At 73.9% G+C, this 16,719-nt stretch carries 14 protein-coding genes; 10 read left to right on the top strand and 4 right to left on the bottom strand.

The annotated features are described in order from the left end of the window. Window positions 1-15 precede the first annotated feature (15 nt). Window positions 16-1,299, top strand: coding sequence for a cysteine--1-D-myo-inosityl 2-amino-2-deoxy-alpha-D-glucopyranoside ligase (mshC, locus tag ACI781_RS10290; RefSeq protein ID WP_456565996.1), 1,284 nt, complete (start codon window positions 16-18; stop codon window positions 1,297-1,299). Beyond that, window positions 1,299-2,327 (top strand): HD domain-containing protein, encoded by a 1,029-nt coding sequence (locus tag ACI781_RS10285; RefSeq protein WP_456565995.1) that lies wholly within the window; start codon window positions 1,299-1,301, stop codon window positions 2,325-2,327. Before mshC ends, ACI781_RS10285 begins: the two co-directional genes overlap by 1 nt. 4 nt (window positions 2,328-2,331) lie before the next feature. Here ACI781_RS10285 and ACI781_RS10280 read toward each other — a convergent pair whose 3' ends face one another. From ACI781_RS10280 to ACI781_RS10270, 3 genes are all read right to left on the bottom strand, one after another. Then, on the bottom strand, window positions 2,332-2,652 hold the full coding sequence (locus ACI781_RS10280) for a TfoX/Sxy family protein (RefSeq protein WP_456565994.1): 321 nt from the start codon (window positions 2,650-2,652) through the stop codon (window positions 2,332-2,334). A gap of 1 nt (window position 2,653) precedes the next feature. Beyond that, window positions 2,654-3,097: a VOC family protein gene (locus ACI781_RS10275; RefSeq protein ID WP_456565993.1), complete on the bottom strand. Its 444-nt coding sequence runs from the start codon at window positions 3,095-3,097 to the stop codon at window positions 2,654-2,656. A 228-nt stretch (window positions 3,098-3,325) separates the two neighbouring features. Beyond that, on the bottom strand, window positions 3,326-4,189 hold the full coding sequence (locus ACI781_RS10270) for a PAC2 family protein (protein ID WP_456565992.1): 864 nt from the start codon (window positions 4,187-4,189) through the stop codon (window positions 3,326-3,328). Window positions 4,190-4,343: 154 nt separating this feature from the next. On the opposite strand from ACI781_RS10270, the gene metH reads away from it, so the two are divergent. Together metH and ACI781_RS10260 are read left to right on the top strand one after the other, a co-directional pair. Then, entirely contained in the window at window positions 4,344-8,144 is a 3,801-nt protein-coding gene (metH, locus tag ACI781_RS10265; protein ID WP_456565991.1) for a methionine synthase, read from the top strand. A 112-nt stretch (window positions 8,145-8,256) separates the two neighbouring features. After that, window positions 8,257-9,033 (top strand): HAD family hydrolase, encoded by a 777-nt coding sequence (locus ACI781_RS10260; RefSeq protein ID WP_456565990.1) that lies wholly within the window; start codon window positions 8,257-8,259, stop codon window positions 9,031-9,033. 34 nt (window positions 9,034-9,067) lie between these two features. On the opposite strand, the gene ACI781_RS10255 is transcribed toward ACI781_RS10260, so the two are convergent. Continuing rightward, window positions 9,068-10,048 (bottom strand): RecB family exonuclease, encoded by a 981-nt coding sequence (locus ACI781_RS10255; protein WP_456565989.1) that lies wholly within the window; start codon window positions 10,046-10,048, stop codon window positions 9,068-9,070. Between the two features lie 111 nt (window positions 10,049-10,159). Between ACI781_RS10255 and ACI781_RS10250 the strand changes: the two genes are divergently transcribed. From ACI781_RS10250 to prcB, 6 genes are all read left to right on the top strand, one after another. After that, window positions 10,160-11,059 carry a tRNA (adenine-N1)-methyltransferase gene (locus ACI781_RS10250; RefSeq protein ID WP_456565988.1) on the top strand — a complete coding sequence of 300 codons (900 nt, stop codon included), beginning with the start codon at window positions 10,160-10,162 and terminating at the stop codon, window positions 11,057-11,059. A 197-nt stretch (window positions 11,060-11,256) separates the two neighbouring features. Further along, a complete protein-coding gene (gene arc, locus ACI781_RS10245) occupies window positions 11,257-12,990 on the top strand; it encodes a proteasome ATPase (RefSeq protein ID WP_456565987.1) in 1,734 nt (577 codons plus the stop codon). 138 nt (window positions 12,991-13,128) lie between these two features. Then, complete coding sequence (gene dop, locus ACI781_RS10240; RefSeq protein WP_456565986.1) at window positions 13,129-14,634, top strand: depupylase/deamidase Dop; 1,506 nt, start codon at window positions 13,129-13,131, stop codon at window positions 14,632-14,634. An 81-nt stretch (window positions 14,635-14,715) separates the two neighbouring features. Next, window positions 14,716-14,925 carry a ubiquitin-like protein Pup gene (locus ACI781_RS10235; protein ID WP_456565985.1) on the top strand — a complete coding sequence of 70 codons (210 nt, stop codon included), beginning with the start codon at window positions 14,716-14,718 and terminating at the stop codon, window positions 14,923-14,925. A gap of 264 nt (window positions 14,926-15,189) precedes the next feature. Then, a complete protein-coding gene (locus ACI781_RS10230) occupies window positions 15,190-15,687 on the top strand; it encodes an endonuclease VII domain-containing protein (RefSeq protein ID WP_456565984.1) in 498 nt (165 codons plus the stop codon). Window positions 15,688-15,857: 170 nt separating this feature from the next. Next, window positions 15,858-16,715, top strand: coding sequence for a proteasome subunit beta (gene prcB, locus ACI781_RS10225; RefSeq protein WP_456565983.1), 858 nt, complete (start codon window positions 15,858-15,860; stop codon window positions 16,713-16,715). The last annotated feature ends 4 nt before the right edge of the window (window positions 16,716-16,719 follow it).

Here is a 16,719-nt window from a genome sequence, read left to right as displayed (position 1 = left end):
CTCTACGCTCGTGCCGTGCTCTCCTGGCCCGCCCCGCTCCTGCCGACCCTGCCGGGCACCGGTCCCGCGCTGAAGCTGCACGACACCGCGCGCGGCGAGGTCGTGGCCACCGAGCCCGACCGCGTCGCCCGGATGTACGTCTGCGGCATCACGCCCTACGACGCCACCCACCTCGGGCACGCGGCCACCTACCTGGCGTTCGACCTGGTCAACCGCCTCTGGCGGGACGCCGGCCACGCCGTCCACTACGTGCAGAACGTGACCGACATCGACGACCCGCTGCTGGAGCGCGCCGAGCGCGACGGCGAGGACTGGGTCGTGCTCGCCATGCGGGAGACGGCGCTGTTCCGTGAGGACATGACCGCGCTGCGGGTGCTGCCGCCGGACGACTACGTGGGCGCGGTCGAGTCGATCCCGCGGATCGTGGCGCACGTCGAGTCGCTGCTGGACGAGGGCCTGGCCTACGTGGTCGACGACGGGACCGGCGACGTCTACCACGACGTCGCGCAGGCCCCCGGCTTCGGCGGCGAGTCCCGCTACGACGAGGCGACGATGCTGCGGTTCTTCGCCGAGCGCGGCGGGGACCCCGACCGGGCCGGCAAGCGCAACCGGCTGGACCCGCTGCTGTGGCGGGGGGAGCGGCCCGGGGAGCCCTCGTGGCCCGGCCCCCGCGGCACCGCCGGGCGCCCCGGCTGGCACGTCGAGTGCGCGACCATCGCGCTGGAGACGATCGGCATGGGCTTCGACGTGCAGGGCGGCGGCAGCGACCTGGTCTTCCCGCACCACGAGTTCTCCGCCGTCCACGCCGAGGCGCTGACGGCGACCAAGCCGTTCGCCCGGGCCTACGTGCACGCGGCGATGATCGGCCTGGACGGCGAGAAGATGAGCAAGAGCCGCGGCAACCTGGTGTTCGTCTCGAAGCTGCGCGGCGAGGGCGTGGACCCGATGGCCATCCGCCTGGCGCTGCTGTCCGGTCACTACCGCACCGACCGCGCCTGGACGCCGCAGCTGCTCACCGACGCGCAGCAGCGGCTGGCCACCTGGCGCGCGGCGGTGTCACGGACCGTGGGCGCCGCGGCCGCGCCGGTGCTCACCGCGCTGCGGGAGCGGCTGTCCGACGACCTGGACACCCCCGGCGCCATCGCCGTCGTCGACGACTGGGCCGCCCGCACCCTCGCCGCCGGCGACCACCCCGCCCTGGAGGAGAACGCCCCGGCCGTCGTCGGCGACGCGGTCGACGCGCTGCTGGGCATCGCGCTCGACGGCTGCCCCGGGACCCCCGCCGCGCAGGCGGGCTGATGGGGGGCTTCCGGCTCATCGACCGCGCCGCCCGCGAGGCCGGGGAGGCGCAGCTGGCCGCCGCCGCCACGCGCTCGGCCGCCACCCGCGGCCGGGCGCGGCCGGAGCCGGAGGACGCGCTGCGCACCGCCTTCGAGCGCGACCGGGACCGGATCCTGCACGCCAAGGCCTTCCGCCGGCTCAAGCACAAGACGCAGGTGTTCCTGCACCCCGACGGCGACCACTTCGTCACCCGGCTCACCCACACGCTGCAGGTCGACCAGGTCGCGCGGGCGCTCGCCCGGGCGCTGGGGCTGAACGAGACCCTCGCGGAGGCGATCGCGCTCGGCCACGACCTGGGCCACTCGCCGTTCGGGCACATCGGCGAGGACGCGCTGGAGCCCTACGTCCCCGGCGGGTGGCACCACGCGGCGCAGGGCGTGCGGATCGTCGAGGTGCTGGAGGACCTCAACCTGACCTGGGAGGTCCGCGACGGCATCCGCGCGCACAGCTGGAAGATCGACCCGCCGCCGGACACCCGCGAGGCCGAGTGCGTGCGCTACGCCGACCGCATCGGCTACCTGTCCCACGACGCCCTGGACGCCGTCCGGGCCGGGGTGCTGCGCCCGGGGGACCTGCCCGCCCGCGCCCGGGCCGTCTTCGGCGAGCCGGGCAGCGCGATGGTCGGGGCGATGATCGACGCCGTCGTCGCCGGGTCGCTGGCCGACGGCGGCCACGTCGTCATGGCGGCCGAGCCGCTGGAGGCGATGCACGAGCTGCGCGCGTTCATGTTCGAGCGCGTCTACTCCTCCGACACCGCCGCCGGGCAGAAGCAGCTGGCGATCGACGTGATCCGCCGGCTGGTCGACCACCACCTGGCCCATCCCGAGCTCATCCCGCCCACCTACCGCGACGACGCCGCCGACCTGACCACCCAGGTCGTCGACCACGTCTCGGGCATGACCGACCGGTTCGCCCTCACCACCCACGACCGGCTGTTCGGCGGCGACGCCACCGCCCGCATGCGGCCGCTGCTGCCCGCCGGCTGACCGGTCAGGCGCGGGCGGCCGCGGCGAAGCCCACCTCGACCCAGCGCAGCAGCGCCGCGTCGTCGGGGTAGCCCGCGGGTGCGACGACGACGAAGCCGTCCGCAGTCCGCCCGCCCATCTCCAGCGGCCGGACGTGCGGCTCGGCCAGCGCGGCGGCGGCCCCGTCCCGGCCCACCCGGACCACCAGGCCACCGGCGTTGACCCCGCAGGCCAGCCGGCCGTCGGTGCCGAACGAGCGGCCGCCGACCATCCGCTTCTCCTCCACGTCCGCGCGCCCGGCCAGCAGCCGGCGCACCCGGTCCAGCGTCTCGCCGTCCACGGGCACGTCAGGCCTCGACGGCGGCGATGTGCACGGTGCCGTCGGCGTCCACCCGCCAGCCCGGGTTGTGCGCGACCTCCCAGCGGATGCCCGACGGATCCGTGAGGTAGGCGTGGAAGCCGCCGAAGGCCGCGGGCTGCGGCGGCTTGACCACCCGCGCACCGGCGGCCTCGGCGGCGGCGACCACCCGCCGCACCTCGTCGGGGCCGTCGACGTTGTGCGCCAGGGTGAAGCCCCCGCCCACGACGACGTCCCCGGCGGGCACGCCCATGTCCGCGGCGAGGTCCGCGGCGCCGAACAGCGCCAGCAGCAGGCCGGCGTTCACCTGGACGAACAGCACCTCGCCCGGCACGTCGAGCGCGGGGGTCCAGCCCAGCCCGTCGACGTAGAAGCGGCGGGCGACGTCCAGGTCGGGGACGGCGACGGTCAGCAGGTCCAGGCGCGGCTCCATGCACCCACCCTGCCCGATCCCGCCCGCTCCTCCCGCCCCGTTCCTCCCGCCCCGCTCCTCCCGCCCCGCTCCTCCGCGCCGAGATCGGCGATCTCGGCGGCATGAGGCGCTGATGGTGCCGAGATCGCCGATCTCGGCGCGGAGGGGAGGCGCGGAGGCGCGTAGGGGAGGGAGGCGCGGAGGAAGGGGAGGCGCGGCGGGGAGGCACGCAGGGGAGGGGAGCGGGTGTCAGGTGGGGGAGGTGCCGCCGCGGCGGCGCAGGTACCGCTCGAACTCGCGGGCGATCGAGTCACCGCTGGCCTGCGACAGGTCGACCTCGGTGGCCCGCTCCTCCAGCGAGCGCACGTACTCGACGACCTCGTCGTCCTCCTGCGCCATCTCGTCGACGGTCTTGACCCACTCCTCGGCCTGCTGGGGGAGCGCCCCCAGGGGGACGGCCACCTCCAGCACCTCCTCGACCCGCTGCAGCAGCGCGACGGTGGCCCGCGGCGAGGGCGGCTGCGACACGTAGTGCGGCACGGCCGCCCAGAAGCTGATCGCCGGCAGGCCGGCCTGCACGCAGGCGTCCTGGAAGACGCCGAGGATGCCCGTGGGGCCCTCGTAGCGGGAGGTTTCCAGGCCCCACCGCTCGGCGGACTCGCTGTCGTACGCGGACCCCGTCACCGGCACCGGCCGGGTGTGCGGCGTGTCGGCGAGCAGGGCGCCCAGGGCGACGACGGTGCGCACCCCGAGCTCCTGGCACAGCTCGATCAGCTCGTCGCAGAAGCTGCGCCAGCGCATGTTGGGCTCGATGCCGCGGATCAGCACGACGTCGCGGGCCGAACCCGGCGGCCGCGCCGACGACACGCGGGTAGTCGGCCACTCGATGCGCCGGCTCACCCCGCCCACCAGCGAGATCGAGGGACGGTTGACCTGGAAGTCGTAGTAGTCCTCGGGGTCGAGCGCGGCCAGCGGGGAGGCGTCCCAGATCAGCTCGAGGTGTTCCAGCGCGCCGGTCGCGGCGTCGCCGGCGTCGTTCCAGCCCTCGAAGGCCACCACCGCCACGGGGTCGGTGAGCTGGGGCAGGTCCTCGGACGACTTCGGGTCGATCACCCCTGGAAGCCTACGTCGGTACGGCGCCCGTGCCGCTCCGCGCGCGCGGCACGCCGCCCGACCCGGGGACCCCCGTCCGGGCGGCGCGCGCCGCCGGCGGCGCCGGACGCGCTCCCCGCGATCCTGGTTGCCCCCGGATGCGACCATGGACGCCGTGCCCGACACCCCGGATCTGCGCCCGGACGCCACGGCGGAGCTGACCGCCCTCATGCGCGAGCGGATCCTGGTCCTCGACGGCGCCATGGGCACCGCCATCCAGCGCGACCGCCCCGACGAGGCCGGCTACCGCGGCGAGCGCTTCGCCGACTGGCCCAGCGACCTGCAGGGCAACAACGACCTGCTGGTGCTCACCCAGCCGCAGGTCATCGCCGGCATCCACCGCGAGTACCTCGACGCCGGCGCCGACGTCATCGAGACCAACACGTTCAACGCCAACGCCGTCTCGCTGCGCGACTACGGGATGAGCGACCTGGCCTACGAGCTCAACCTCGAGGCCACCCGGCTGGCCCGCCGCGAGGCCGACGCCGCGACGGCGCGCACGCCGGACCGGCCGCGGTACGTCGCCGGGGCGCTGGGCCCGGCCAGCCGCACCGCGTCGATCTCGCCCGACGTCAACGACCCCGGCGCCCGCAACGTCACCTTCGACGAGCTGGCCGAGGCCTATCTGACCCAGGCGGACGGCCTGGTGGACGGCGGCGCCGACGTCCTGCTGGTCGAGACCGTCTTCGACACGCTGAACGCCAAGGCCGCGATCTACGCGCTGGAGACGCTGTTCGAGCAGCGCGGCCGCCGCTGGCCGGTGATGATCTCCGGCACCATCACCGACGCCTCCGGCCGCACCCTGTCCGGCCAGGTCACCGAGGCGTTCTGGCACTCGGTGCGGCACGCCCGCCCGCTGGCCGTCGGGCTCAACTGCGCCCTCGGCGCGAAGGAGATGCGCCCCTACCTGGCCGAGCTGGCGCGGCTGGCCGACACGTTCGTCTCCTGCTACCCCAACGCGGGCCTGCCCAACGCCTTCGGCGAGTACGACGAGGCCCCGGCCGACACCGCCGGCGTGCTCGCCGAGTTCGCCGCCGCCGGCCTGGTCAACGTCGTCGGCGGCTGCTGCGGCACCACGCCGCAGCACACCGCCGCCATCGCCGCCGCGGTGGACGGCGCCCCGCCGCGCACCCCGGCGCAGAACCGGCCGGCGCTGCGCCTGTCCGGGCTGGAGCCGCTGACCGTCGACGAGGACTCGCTGTTCGTCAACGTCGGCGAGCGCACCAACATCACCGGCTCGGCCCGCTTCCGCCGGCTGATCCGCGACGGCGACTACGGCGCCGCGCTGACCGTGGCCCGCCAGCAGGTCGAGGCCGGTGCGCAGGTCATCGACGTGAACATGGACGAGGGGATGATCGACGGGGTCGCGGCCATGGACCGCTTCCTCAAGCTGGTCGCCGCCGAGCCCGACATCTGCCGCGTGCCGGTGATGGTCGACTCCTCCAAGTGGGAGGTCATCGAGGCCGGCCTCAAGTGCGTGCAGGGCAAGTCGATCGTCAACTCGATCTCGCTGAAGAACGGCGAGGAGGAGTTCGTCGCCCAGGCCCGGCTGTGCCGCAAGCACGGGGCCGCCGTCGTCGTCATGGCCTTCGACGAGGAGGGGCAGGCCGACAGCCTGCCGCGGCGCCAGGAGATCTGCCGGCGCGCCTACGACATCCTGGTCGGGCAGGTCGGCTTCCCGGCCGAGGACGTCATCTTCGACCCGAACGTCTTCGCGGTGGCCACCGGCATCGAGGAGCACGCCCGCTACGGGCTGGACTTCATCGAGGCCACCCGCTGGATCAAGGAGAACCTGCCCGGGGCGCTGGTCTCCGGCGGCGTCTCCAACGTCTCGTTCTCCTTCCGCGGCAACAACCGCGTGCGCGAGGCCATCCACGCCGTCTTCCTGTTCCACGCCATCGCCGCCGGCATGGACATGGGCATCGTCAACGCCGGTGCGCTGGAGGTGTACGACGAGGTCCCCGAGCAGCTGCGCGAGCGGATCGAGGACGTCGTCCTCGCCCGCCGCCCGGACGCCACCGAGCGTCTGCTGGAGATCGCCGGGGACTACGCCGACAGCGGCGAGGCCGTGGCCGCGGCCGTGGAGGAGTGGCGCTCCCTGCCGGTGGCCGAGCGGATCACCCACGCGCTGGTCAAGGGCATCGACGAGCACGTCGAGGCCGACACCGAGGAGCTCCGCGCCGAGATCGCCGCGCGCGGCGGCCGGCCGATCGAGGTGATCGAGGGCCCGCTCATGGGCGGGATGAACGTGGTCGGCGACCTGTTCGGGGCCGGGAAGATGTTCCTGCCGCAGGTGGTCAAGTCCGCCCGGGTGATGAAGAAGGCCGTCGCCTACCTGATCCCGTTCATCGAGGCGGAGAAGCAGCCCGGGGACGCCGAGCGCAGCAACGGCACGGTCGTCATGGCCACCGTGAAGGGCGACGTCCACGACATCGGCAAGAACATCGTCGGCGTCGTGCTGCAGTGCAACAACTACGACGTCGTCGACCTGGGCGTGATGGTCCCGGGCCAGAAGATCCTGGACGCCGCCAAGGCCGAGGGCGCCGACGTGATCGGGCTGTCCGGGCTGATCACGCCGTCGCTGGACGAGATGGTGACCCTGGCGACCGAGATGGAGCGCCAGGGCTTCGACATCCCGCTGCTCATCGGCGGGGCGACGACGTCCCGCGCGCACACCGCCGTCAAGGTGGCCCCGGCCTACCACGGGCCGGTGCTGTGGGTGAAGGACGCCTCCCGGTCGGTGCCCGTGGTGGCGGCGCTGCTGTCGGACGAGCAGCGCCCGGTCCTGCTGGCCGGCGTCGAGGCCGAGTACGCGCAGCTGCGCGAGCGGCACGCGGCCCGCCAGGACACCCGCACGCTGCTGCCCCTGGAGGCGGCGCGGGCCGCCGCGCCGCAGCTGGAGTGGGCGGGCTACACGCCGCCGCGGCCGCGGATGCTGCTGCAGCAGGCCCGCGACGTGTGCTCCGGTGCCGGCTGCGACCACGCCCACGCCCACGCGACGCAGTTCGTGCGGACGCTCGCCGACTACCCGCTGGCCGAGCTGCGCGAGTACATCGACTGGCAGCCGTTCTTCTCCGCCTGGGAGATGCGCGGCCGGTTCCCCGACATCCTGCACAACCCGGCCTCCGGCGAGGCCGCGCGCAAGCTGTTCGCCGACGCGCAGGCGATGCTCGACCAGGTGGTCGAGGAGGGGTGGCTGCGCGCCAACGGCGTGTTCGGCCTGTTCCCCGCCAACCGGGTCGGCGGCGAGGACGTCGAGGTCTACACCGACGAGACCCGCACCCGGGTGCGCACGACCCTGCACCAGCTGCGCCAGCAGACCGAGGGCCGCGACGGTGCCCCGCGCAAGTCGCTGGCCGACTTCGTCGCGCCGCGCGAGACCGGCCTGCGCGACTACGTCGGTGCCTTCGCCGTCACCGCCGGCATCGGTGCCGCCGAGCGGGTGCAGGCGTTCAAGGCCGACCACGACGACTACAGCGCGATCCTGCTGGAGTCGCTGGCCGACCGGCTCGCCGAGGCCTTCGCCGAGCGGCTGCACGAGCGGGTCCGCCGCGAGTTCTGGGGCTACGCCGCCGACGAGCACCTGGACAACGGGCAGCTCATCGCCGAGCAGTACCGGGGGATCCGGCCCGCGCCGGGCTACCCGGCCTGCCCCGAGCACACCGAGAAGCGCACCATCTGGGAGCTGCTCGACGTCGAGACCGCCACCGGGATCACGCTCACCGAGAGCATGGCGATGTGGCCGGGGGCCGCGGTCAGCGGGCTCTACCTCTCCCACCCCGAGTCGCGGTACTTCGTGCTCGGCCGACTCGGGCGTGACCAGGTGGAGGACTACGCCCGCCGCAAGGGCTGGACCCGGGCCGAGGCGGAGCGCTGGCTGTCGCCCAACCTGGGCTACCGCACCGACGACGAGTAGCCCCCGGACCGGTCCGGCTCCGGGCTCGGCGGCTGGATCCGGAGCCGGCCGGCGTCGCCGGAGGGTCCCGGTCGCCCCGTACCCTGGGGTGGATGTGCGCGCGGAGCAGCCGGTGACCCCCTCGACCCGGGCCGGGCTGCCGGCCGCGGTGCTGTTCGACATGGACGGCACGCTCGTGGAGACCGAGGAGTACTGGGGCGAGGCGCTGTTCGGCCTTGCCCGGGAGCGGGGCGGGCGGCTCAGCGCGGCGGCCCGGGCGGCGGCGGTCGGGCAGAGCATGGCCCGTGCGCTGGAGGTGCTCTACACCGACCTCGGCGTGCCGGTGGAGGAGCGGACCCCCGACGTGGACGCCCGGCGGGTGGAGGACCGCGTCGCGGCGCTGCTGGCCGGGGGCGTGCGCTGGCGCCCGGGGGCGCGGGAGCTGCTGGTGGCCGTGCGTGCCGCGCGGGTGCCGACCGCGCTGGTGACGACGACGGCGCGCCGGCTGACCGACCTCGTGCTCGCCGCGGTCGCCGGGGCGTTCGACGGCCGGCCGCCCTTCGACGTGACTGTCTGCGGCGACGAGGTGCCGGCGCGCAAGCCCGACCCGGCGCCCTACCTGCAGGCCGCGGCGGCGCTGGGCGTCCCGGTGCGGCGCTGCGTCGTCGTCGAGGACTCGGTGGTGGGGGTGGCGGCGGGACTCGCCGCCGGTGCCGCCGTCCTGGGGGTGCCCGCGATGCAGGTCGTCGAGCCCGAGCCGGGGCTGGTGCTGCGCGACACCCTCGCCGGCGTCGGGGTCGACGACCTCGCCGCGCTGCTGGAGCTCACGGCCCCTGACCTCACGGCCCCTGACCGCGTGGACGCCGCCCGGGCGCCGGCGGGGGCAGGGCGACCGGCCGACCCGCGCTGAGCAGCCCGACGGGCGGGGAGCCCCACGGGGGACGTCAGTCCCGGTCGACGACCGGCAGCGTGGCCCAGCCCGCCGCCGCGGCGGCCTCGGACGGGAACGGCGGCGGCGTCCCCCCGAAGGACGGGCACAGCGCCTGGTGGTCGCACCAGTCGCACAGCCGCGTGCGGTTGGGCCGGAAGTCCTGCGTGGCCACGGCACGCTCGATCGCCGCCCAGATCGCCTGCAGCGTGCGCTCGAAGCGCACCAGCTCGGCCTCGTCCGGGGCATAGGTCAGCGCGTCGCCGTTGCCCAGGTACAGCAGCTTGAGCTGGCTGGCCACGACGCCGCGGGTGCGCCACAGCACCAGGGCGTAGAACTTCATCTGGAACAGCGCCTTGCCCTCGAAGGCCTCGCGCGGCATCGAACCGGTCTTGTAGTCCACGACGCGCAGCGCGCCGTTGCGCGCCACGTCGAGCCGGTCGACGAAGCCGCGCAGCAGCAGCCCGTCGGGGAGCGTCACCTCGACCAGCTGCTCCCGGCCCTCGGGCTGGATGCGGGTCGGGTCCTCCAGCGAGAAGTAGGACTCCACCAGCTGCCCGGCCGACGCCAGCCACGACTCCAGCGACGGCGCGGGGCTCCCGTCGGCGGGCTGGTCGAACAGCTCGGTGACGGCCGGGTCCGCCGACAGCTCCTCCCACGCCGGGGCCAGCAGCTCCCGGGCCGCCGCCGGCGTCCGCTCCGGCGCCGGGAGGTCGTACAGCCGCTCCAGGACGGCGTGCACCAGCGTGCCGCGCACCGCGGCCAGGCTCTTGCGCTCGGGCAGCCGGTCGATGGTGCGGAAGCGGTACAGCAGCGGGCAGGTCTTGAAGTCGGCCGCGCGGCTGGGCGACAGCGACGGCCGGCGGGGCGCCTGGGCCTCGGGCGCGGCCCCGGCCTCGGGCGCGGCCCCGGCCTCGGGCGCGGCCCCGGCCGCCTCGGGGACGACCGGCGCCTGCAGGGGGGCGGGGGAGACCGGGTCGGGGTGGAGCGCCGTCATGGTGTCGAGGCTAGGTCGGCCCCCCGACAGTTCCGAGTGCCCGCGCCGGTGCCGGGCCGGTCACCTGCCGACGGACGGGCCGCGGCAGCCCGCTCCGTACGCTCGTCGCCCGTGGACCCGCAGCAGGAAGACCCCCGCGCCGACCTCGTTCCCCCGGAGGCCGCCGGCGCACCGCCCGCCGGACCCGTGGAGGGGGCCTTCGCCGTCGGCGACCGCGTGCAGCTCACCGACCCCAAGGGCCGTCACCACACCGTGGTGCTGGAGGCCGGCAAGCTCTTCCACACCCACCGCGGCGCGATCGCCCACGACGACCTGATCGGGGCGCCGGAGGGGTCGGTCGTGCACTCCACGGCCAACACCGGCTACCTGGCGCTGCGCCCGTTGCTGGCCGACTTCGTGCTGTCCATGCCGCGCGGGGCGCAGGTCATCTATCCCAAGGACGCCGCCCAGATCGTCGGGTTCGGCGACGTCGGCCCGGGGATGCGGGTGCTGGAGGCCGGCGCCGGGTCCGGTGCCCTGACCTGCTCGCTGCTGCGCGCCGTCGGCAGCGGCGGCTCGGTGACCAGCTACGAGCGGCGCGAGGACTTCGCCGACGTGGCGCGCGCCAACGTCGGGGCCTTCTTCGGCGAGGTGCCGGCCAACTGGTCGCTGCGCCTGGGCGACCTCGCCGACCACCCGGCCGCCGAGGTGGTCGACCGCGTCGTGCTGGACATGCTCGAGCCGTGGGCGGTGCTCCCGACGGTCGCGGCGGCGCTGCGCCCCGGCGGCGTCCTCGTCGGCTACGTGGCGACGACGACGCAGCTGTCCACCTACGTCGAGGCGCTGCGGGAGCAGGCGGTGTGGACCGAGCCGCACGCGTGGGAGTCGCTGCTGCGGCCGTGGCACTCCGTCGGCCTCGCCGTCCGCCCCGAGCACCGGATGGTGGCCCACACGGCGTTCCTGGTGACCACCCGCCGCCTCGCCGACGGCACCGTCGCACCCGTCCGGCAGCGCCGTGCGCAGAAGTACTGACGGGGCCCCGCGGGGGTCGCGAGGGGCGCCGGGACGGCGCCGGTAACACGTCGGGACCGGTCGTGCGAGGCGGCGGCGGCGTCGTCCCCCGCGTGTATAGATTTGCGTCCTGGCTCCCCCGAGGTGTGCGGAGGTGCGCGATGGGCCCGGGTGTCGGCAATGGTCCCGATGAGTTCCGAGCGCGGCGAGAACGAGACGTGACGGCGCTGCTCAGCCAGATCTCCTACCTCGAGGAGGAGATCGGTCTGCTGCGTCGCAAGGTGGCCGAGAGCCCGCGCACCGTGCGGGCCCTGGAGGAGCGGATCGCCGAGGCGGAGGGCCGTGCGGCCTTCCTGTCCGAGCGCAACGACAAGCTCGCCGGGACGCTGCGCGAGGCCCGCGAGCAGCTGGTCGCGCTGAAGGAGGAGGTCGAGCGGCTCGGGCAGCCGCCGTCGGGTTACGGGGTGTTCCTGGGCGCGCACGAGGACGGCACGGTCGACGTCTTCACCGGCGGCCGCAAGCTGCGCGTGTCGGTCTCCCCGACGGTGCCGCTGGAGGAGCTGCGGCACGGCCAGGAGCTGATGCTCAACGAGGCCATGAACGTCGTCGAGGCGCGCGGCTTCGAGCGCGGTGGCGAGATCGTGCTCCTGAAGGAGCTGCTGGAGCCGGTGGACGGCGAGGTCCGGCGGGCCCTGGTGATCGGGCGCACCGACGACGAGCGGGTGGTGTTCCTCGCCGACTCGCTGGCCGAGGTGACGCTGCGCAGCGGCGACTCGCTGCTGCTGGAGCCCCGGTCCGGGTACGCCTACGAGAAGATCCCCAAGAGCGAGGTCGAGGAGCTCGTCCTCGAGGAGGTCCCCGACATCGACTACGGCGACATCGGCGGCCTGTCGCGGCAGATCGAGCAGATCCGCGACGCCGTCGAGCTGCCGTTCCTGCACGCCGACCTGTTCCGCGAGTTCGAGCTGCGCCCGCCCAAGGGCATCCTGCTGTACGGGCCGCCCGGCTGCGGGAAGACGCTGATCGCCAAGGCGGTGGCGAACTCGCTGGCCAAGAAGGTCGCCGCGTCCCGAGGCGAGGTCGGGTCGAGCTCCGGGCGGTCCTACTTCCTCAACATCAAGGGCCCGGAGCTGCTCAACAAGTACGTCGGCGAGACCGAGCGGCACATCCGGCTGGTGTTCCAGCGCGCCCGGGAGAAGGCGAGCGAGGGCACGCCGGTCATCGTGTTCTTCGACGAGATGGACTCGATCTTCCGCACCCGCGGGTCGGGGGTGTCCTCCGACGTGGAGAGCACGATCGTCCCGCAGCTGCTCAGCGAGATCGACGGCGTGGAGGGCCTGGAGAACGTCATCGTCATCGGCGCCTCCAACCGCGAGGACATGATCGACCCGGCGATCCTGCGGCCCGGCCGGCTCGACGTGAAGATCAAGATCGAGCGGCCCGACGCCGAGGCGGCCCGCGACATCTTCAGCAAGTACCTGACGCCGTCGCTGCCGCTGAGCAGCGACGACCTGGCCGAGCACGGCGGCAGCCGCGAGGCGACCATCGCCGGGATGATCCAGCGGACCGTCGAGCGGATGTACACCGAGAGCGAGGAGAACCGCTTCCTCGAGGTGACCTACGCCAACGGCGACAAGGAGGTCCTGTACTTCAAGGACTTCAACTCCGGGGCGATGCTGCAGAACATCGTCGACCGCGCCAAGAAGATGGCCATCAAGGAGCGGCTGGAGACGGGCTCGGGCGGGCTGCGCGTGGGGCACCTCATGCAGGCGTGCGTGGACGAGTTCAAGGAGAACGAGGACCTGCCCAACACCACCAACCCCGACGACTGGGCGCGGATCTCGGGCAAGAAGGGCGAGCGGATCGTGTACATCCGCACGCTCATCAGCGGCAAGGGCAGCGAGTCCGGCCGGGCCATCGACACGGCCACCAACACCGGCCAGTACCTGTAGCGACCGCCGCCGCGCCGGCGCCCCGACGGGGGTGCCGGCGCGGTGTCCTCCGCCGGCGCGGCGGGTCCGTCGTCGCCATCCGGCGCCCTCCCGGACGCCGCCGCCGGGGGCCGACCGCCCCGGCCTAGGGTTGGCCCCATGAGCGTGCGGCGGGTCATGGGCACCGAGGTCGAGTACGGCATCTCGGTGCCCGGCCAGCCGTCGGCGAACCCGACGACGCTGTCCAGCCAGGTGGTCAACGCCTGGTCGGTGGCCGAGGCCCCGACGCCGCGGCGGGCCCGCTGGGACTTCGAGGAGGAGTCGCCGCTGCGCGACGCGCGCGGCTTCGACCTGTCCCCGGCGCAGGCGCTGGACCACAACGACCTCGACGAGGACTCGGGGATGGCCAACGTCATCCTGACCAACGGCGCCCGGCTGTACGTCGACCACGCGCACCCGGAGTACTCGACGCCCGAGGTCACCAACCCGCGCGACGTCGTGCTGTGGGACAAGGCGGGGGAGCGGGTCATGGCGGAGGCGGCGCGCCGCGCCGCCCGGGTGCCGGGCACGAGTGCGATCCAGCTGTACAAGAACAACACCGACGGCAAGGGCGCCTCGTACGGGTCGCACGAGAACTACCTGATGGACCGCCGGACGCCGTTCGTCGACATCATCCGCGGGCTCATCCCGTTCTTCGTGACGCGCCAGGTGGTCGCCGGGTCCGGCCGGGTCGGCATCGGTGCCGAGGGGCGCACGCAGGGGTTCCAGCTCTCCCAGCGCGCCGACTTCTTCGAGGTCGAGGTGGGCCTGGAGACGACGCTCAAGCGGCCCATCATCAACACCCGCGACGAGCCGCACGCCAATCCCGACGAGTACCGCCGGCTGCACGTGATCATCGGCGACGCGAACCTCGCCGAGCTGTCCACCTACCTGAAGGTGGGGACGACGTCGCTGGTGCTGGCGATGATCGAGGCGCGGGCCCTGACCCGCGACCTGACGATCGAGGAGCCGGTGGCCGCGCTGCAGGCGATCAGCCACGACCCGTCGCTCACCCACCGGGTGCGCCTGCGCACCGGGCAGCGGATGACCGCGATCGAGGTGCAGGAGGCCTACCTGGAGCAGGCCCAGCGCTTCGTCGACCAGCGCGGCGACGGCGACGAGCAGACCGCCGACGTGCTGCGCCGCTGGGCGGAGGTGCTGGAGGTGCTGGCCGACGACCCGATGCGGCTGGCCGACCGGCTGGACTGGCCGGCGAAGCTGCGGCTGCTGGAGGGGTACCGCTCCCGGGACGGGCTGGCCTGGGGCGACTCCCGGCTCAAGCTGGTCGACCTGCAGTACAGCGACGTCCGGCCGGAGAAGGGGCTGTACCACCGGCTGGTCGCCCGGGGGTCGATGCAGCGGCTGCTCACCGACGACGAGGTGGAGCGCGCCATGACCGCGCCGCCGTCGGACACCCGGGCGTTCTTCCGCGGCGAGTGCCTGCGGCGGTACCCGGCGCAGGTCGCCGCGGCGTCGTGGGACTCGGTGGTGTTCGACGTCGGGCGCGACAGCCTGGTGCGCATCCCGACGATGGAGCCGCTGCGGGGCACCCGCGAGCACGTCGGCGCCCTGTTCGAGTCGACGTCGTCGGCGCGGGAACTGGTCGACACCATCACCGGCGGCTGATCCCGTCGAGCCGCTCGGATGTCACTGCAGGCGGGTAGCGTTCGCCCCAGCAGGCACTTCGACTCTGTGCGGGAGGTCGGCATGGCCACGAGGGACACCGGCGGGCAGCAGCGGGCGACGCGGTCGCGCGAGGAGACCGAGGAGGTCGAGGCGTCGGTCGACACCGACGTCACCGAGCGCCAGAAGGAACTGACGGAGGACGTCGACTCCATCCTCGACGAGATCGACGAGGTTCTCGAGGAGAATGCCGAGGAATTCGTTCGGGCGTATGTGCAAAAAGGGGGCCAGTGACCATTCCCTTGTTCCGGTAGGAATGGCATCGAGAATGGATTCCGCGAAATACTGTCCCGACTGTGGCGAGGTCCGTCCGCTGGCCGAGTTCACCCGGGACAGGCGGCGGGCGGACGGCTTGGCGTTCTACTGCCGCACCCATGCGCGTCAGCGAGTGCGTGAGTCGAGACTTCGACGGATGGGTCCGCCGAGCCATCGCTATCCGGTGGGGTCGACGTCCCCGAGGGCAGCAAGTGGTGCCCGGACTGCGGCACCGTCAAGCCGTTGGTCGACTTCCCGGCCACGCGAGCCAGCAGGTCGGGCGTCCACTCGTACTGCAAGCCCTGTCACAACGCGCGGGGGAAGGCGTCGAAGGACGAGGTCGGTGGCTCCCGGACCTACCACCTGAAGCGGCGGTACGGGATCACCGCCGCGGAGGCCGACGCGATGGCGGCCGAGCAGGGCGGACTCTGCGGGATCTGTCGCGCAGCGCCTGCCGCGCACGTCGACCACGACCACGCGACCGGCCGGGTACGGCAGTTGCTCTGCTTCAACTGCAACGGCGGCCTGGGTCAGTTCCGCGACGACCCGCGAGTGCTCCGCGAGGCCGCCCGCTACGTCGAGCGGCACGGTGAGCCGGCGCCGCCCCGGCCGGTCGGGCACCGACCCCGTGCAGGGGCCCCTACGGTCCGTGGCCGCGCGGCGGGATGTGGCCAGCACGACGTCGTCCGGGCGCGGGTGGCGGCACTCATCGCGTCGATGGGCCGGTCGGCCGACCGCTGAGCCGCGGGCCCGATTCCCACGCCGTCCGCGACGGCCGCCTCTACCTGGCGGCGTCCGACGGCACTCGCCATGCGCGCCGGCGGCCCGCCGGTAGGGTCGGTCGCGCGCGCCGGTCGGCGCGCGGACCAGCGGACGGCGGCCCCTCCGGGGGTGTGAGAGAGGTGGACGGGTTGAGCCAGTGGCCGACCGAGCGGACGGGGTTCCCGGCCGCGTACCTGGACCGCGTGGGCTCGTCCTTCACCGACTTCCTCGCCACCACCGCCCCCGACCTGCTGCCCGGGCGCCGCCCCCTGCCGCAGCTGCCCGCCGGGGATCTCACCCCGCACGGGACGACCATCGTCGCCGTCACCTACGACGGCGGCGTGCTCATGGGCGGCGACCGCCGCGCGACCATGGGCAACCTGATCTCCAGCCGCGACATCGAGAAGGTCTACCCGGCCGACTCGTGGTCGGTCATCGGCATCGCCGGCGCCGCCGGCATCGCCATCGAGATGGTGCGGCTCTACCAGGTCGAGCTCGAGCACTACGAGAAGATCGAGGGCCTGACCCTCTCCCTCGACGGAAAGGCCAACCGGCTCGCCGGCATGATCCGCGGCAACCTGGGCGCGGCGATGCAGGGGCTGGCCGTCGTCCCGCTGTTCGCCGGATTCGACCTCGACGCCGCCCCGGGCGCCACCCCGGGGCGGATCTTCAGCTACGACGTCACCGGCGGGAACTATGAGGAGCGCGGCTACGCCGCGGTCGGGTCGGGCTCGCTGTTCGCCCGCAGCTCGCTGAAGAAGACCTGGCGGCAGGACCTGTCGGCCGACGCCGCGACGCGCACCGTCGTCGAGGCCCTCTACGACGCCGCCGACGACGACTCGGCCACCGGCGGCCCCGACCCGGTCCGGCGGCTGTACCCGATCGTCTACCGGGTGGACGCCGAGGGCGCGGTCCGGCTGACCGACGACGAGGTCGCCGCCGTCGCCGACACGATCGTCACCGAGCGGTCGGCCGCCGACCGCGACGCCACGGGCCGGGGGGTCTGACCGC

The sequence above is a fragment of the Blastococcus sp. SYSU D00695 genome, from assembly GCF_054050555.1.
The sequence above is the reverse complement of the archived record's forward strand: the minus strand, read 5'-3'. Positions and strand labels throughout refer to the sequence as shown.

Bases quoted from the DNA above. Each gene is read 5' to 3' on its own strand.
- ACI781_RS10235 (WP_456565985.1), top strand. From the start codon at position 14,716: ATGGCCACGAGGGACACCGGCGGGCAGCAGCGGGCGACGCGGTCGCGC.
- dop (WP_456565986.1), top strand. From the start codon at position 13,129: ATGAGCGTGCGGCGGGTCATGGGCACCGAGGTCGAGTACGGCATCTCG.
- ACI781_RS10285 (WP_456565995.1), top strand. From the start codon at position 1,299: ATGGGGGGCTTCCGGCTCATCGACCGCGCCGCCCGCGAGGCCGGGGAG.
- ACI781_RS10255 (WP_456565989.1), bottom strand. From the start codon at position 10,048: ATGACGGCGCTCCACCCCGACCCGGTCTCCCCCGCCCCCCTGCAGGCG.
- ACI781_RS10275 (WP_456565993.1), bottom strand. From the start codon at position 3,097: ATGGAGCCGCGCCTGGACCTGCTGACCGTCGCCGTCCCCGACCTGGAC.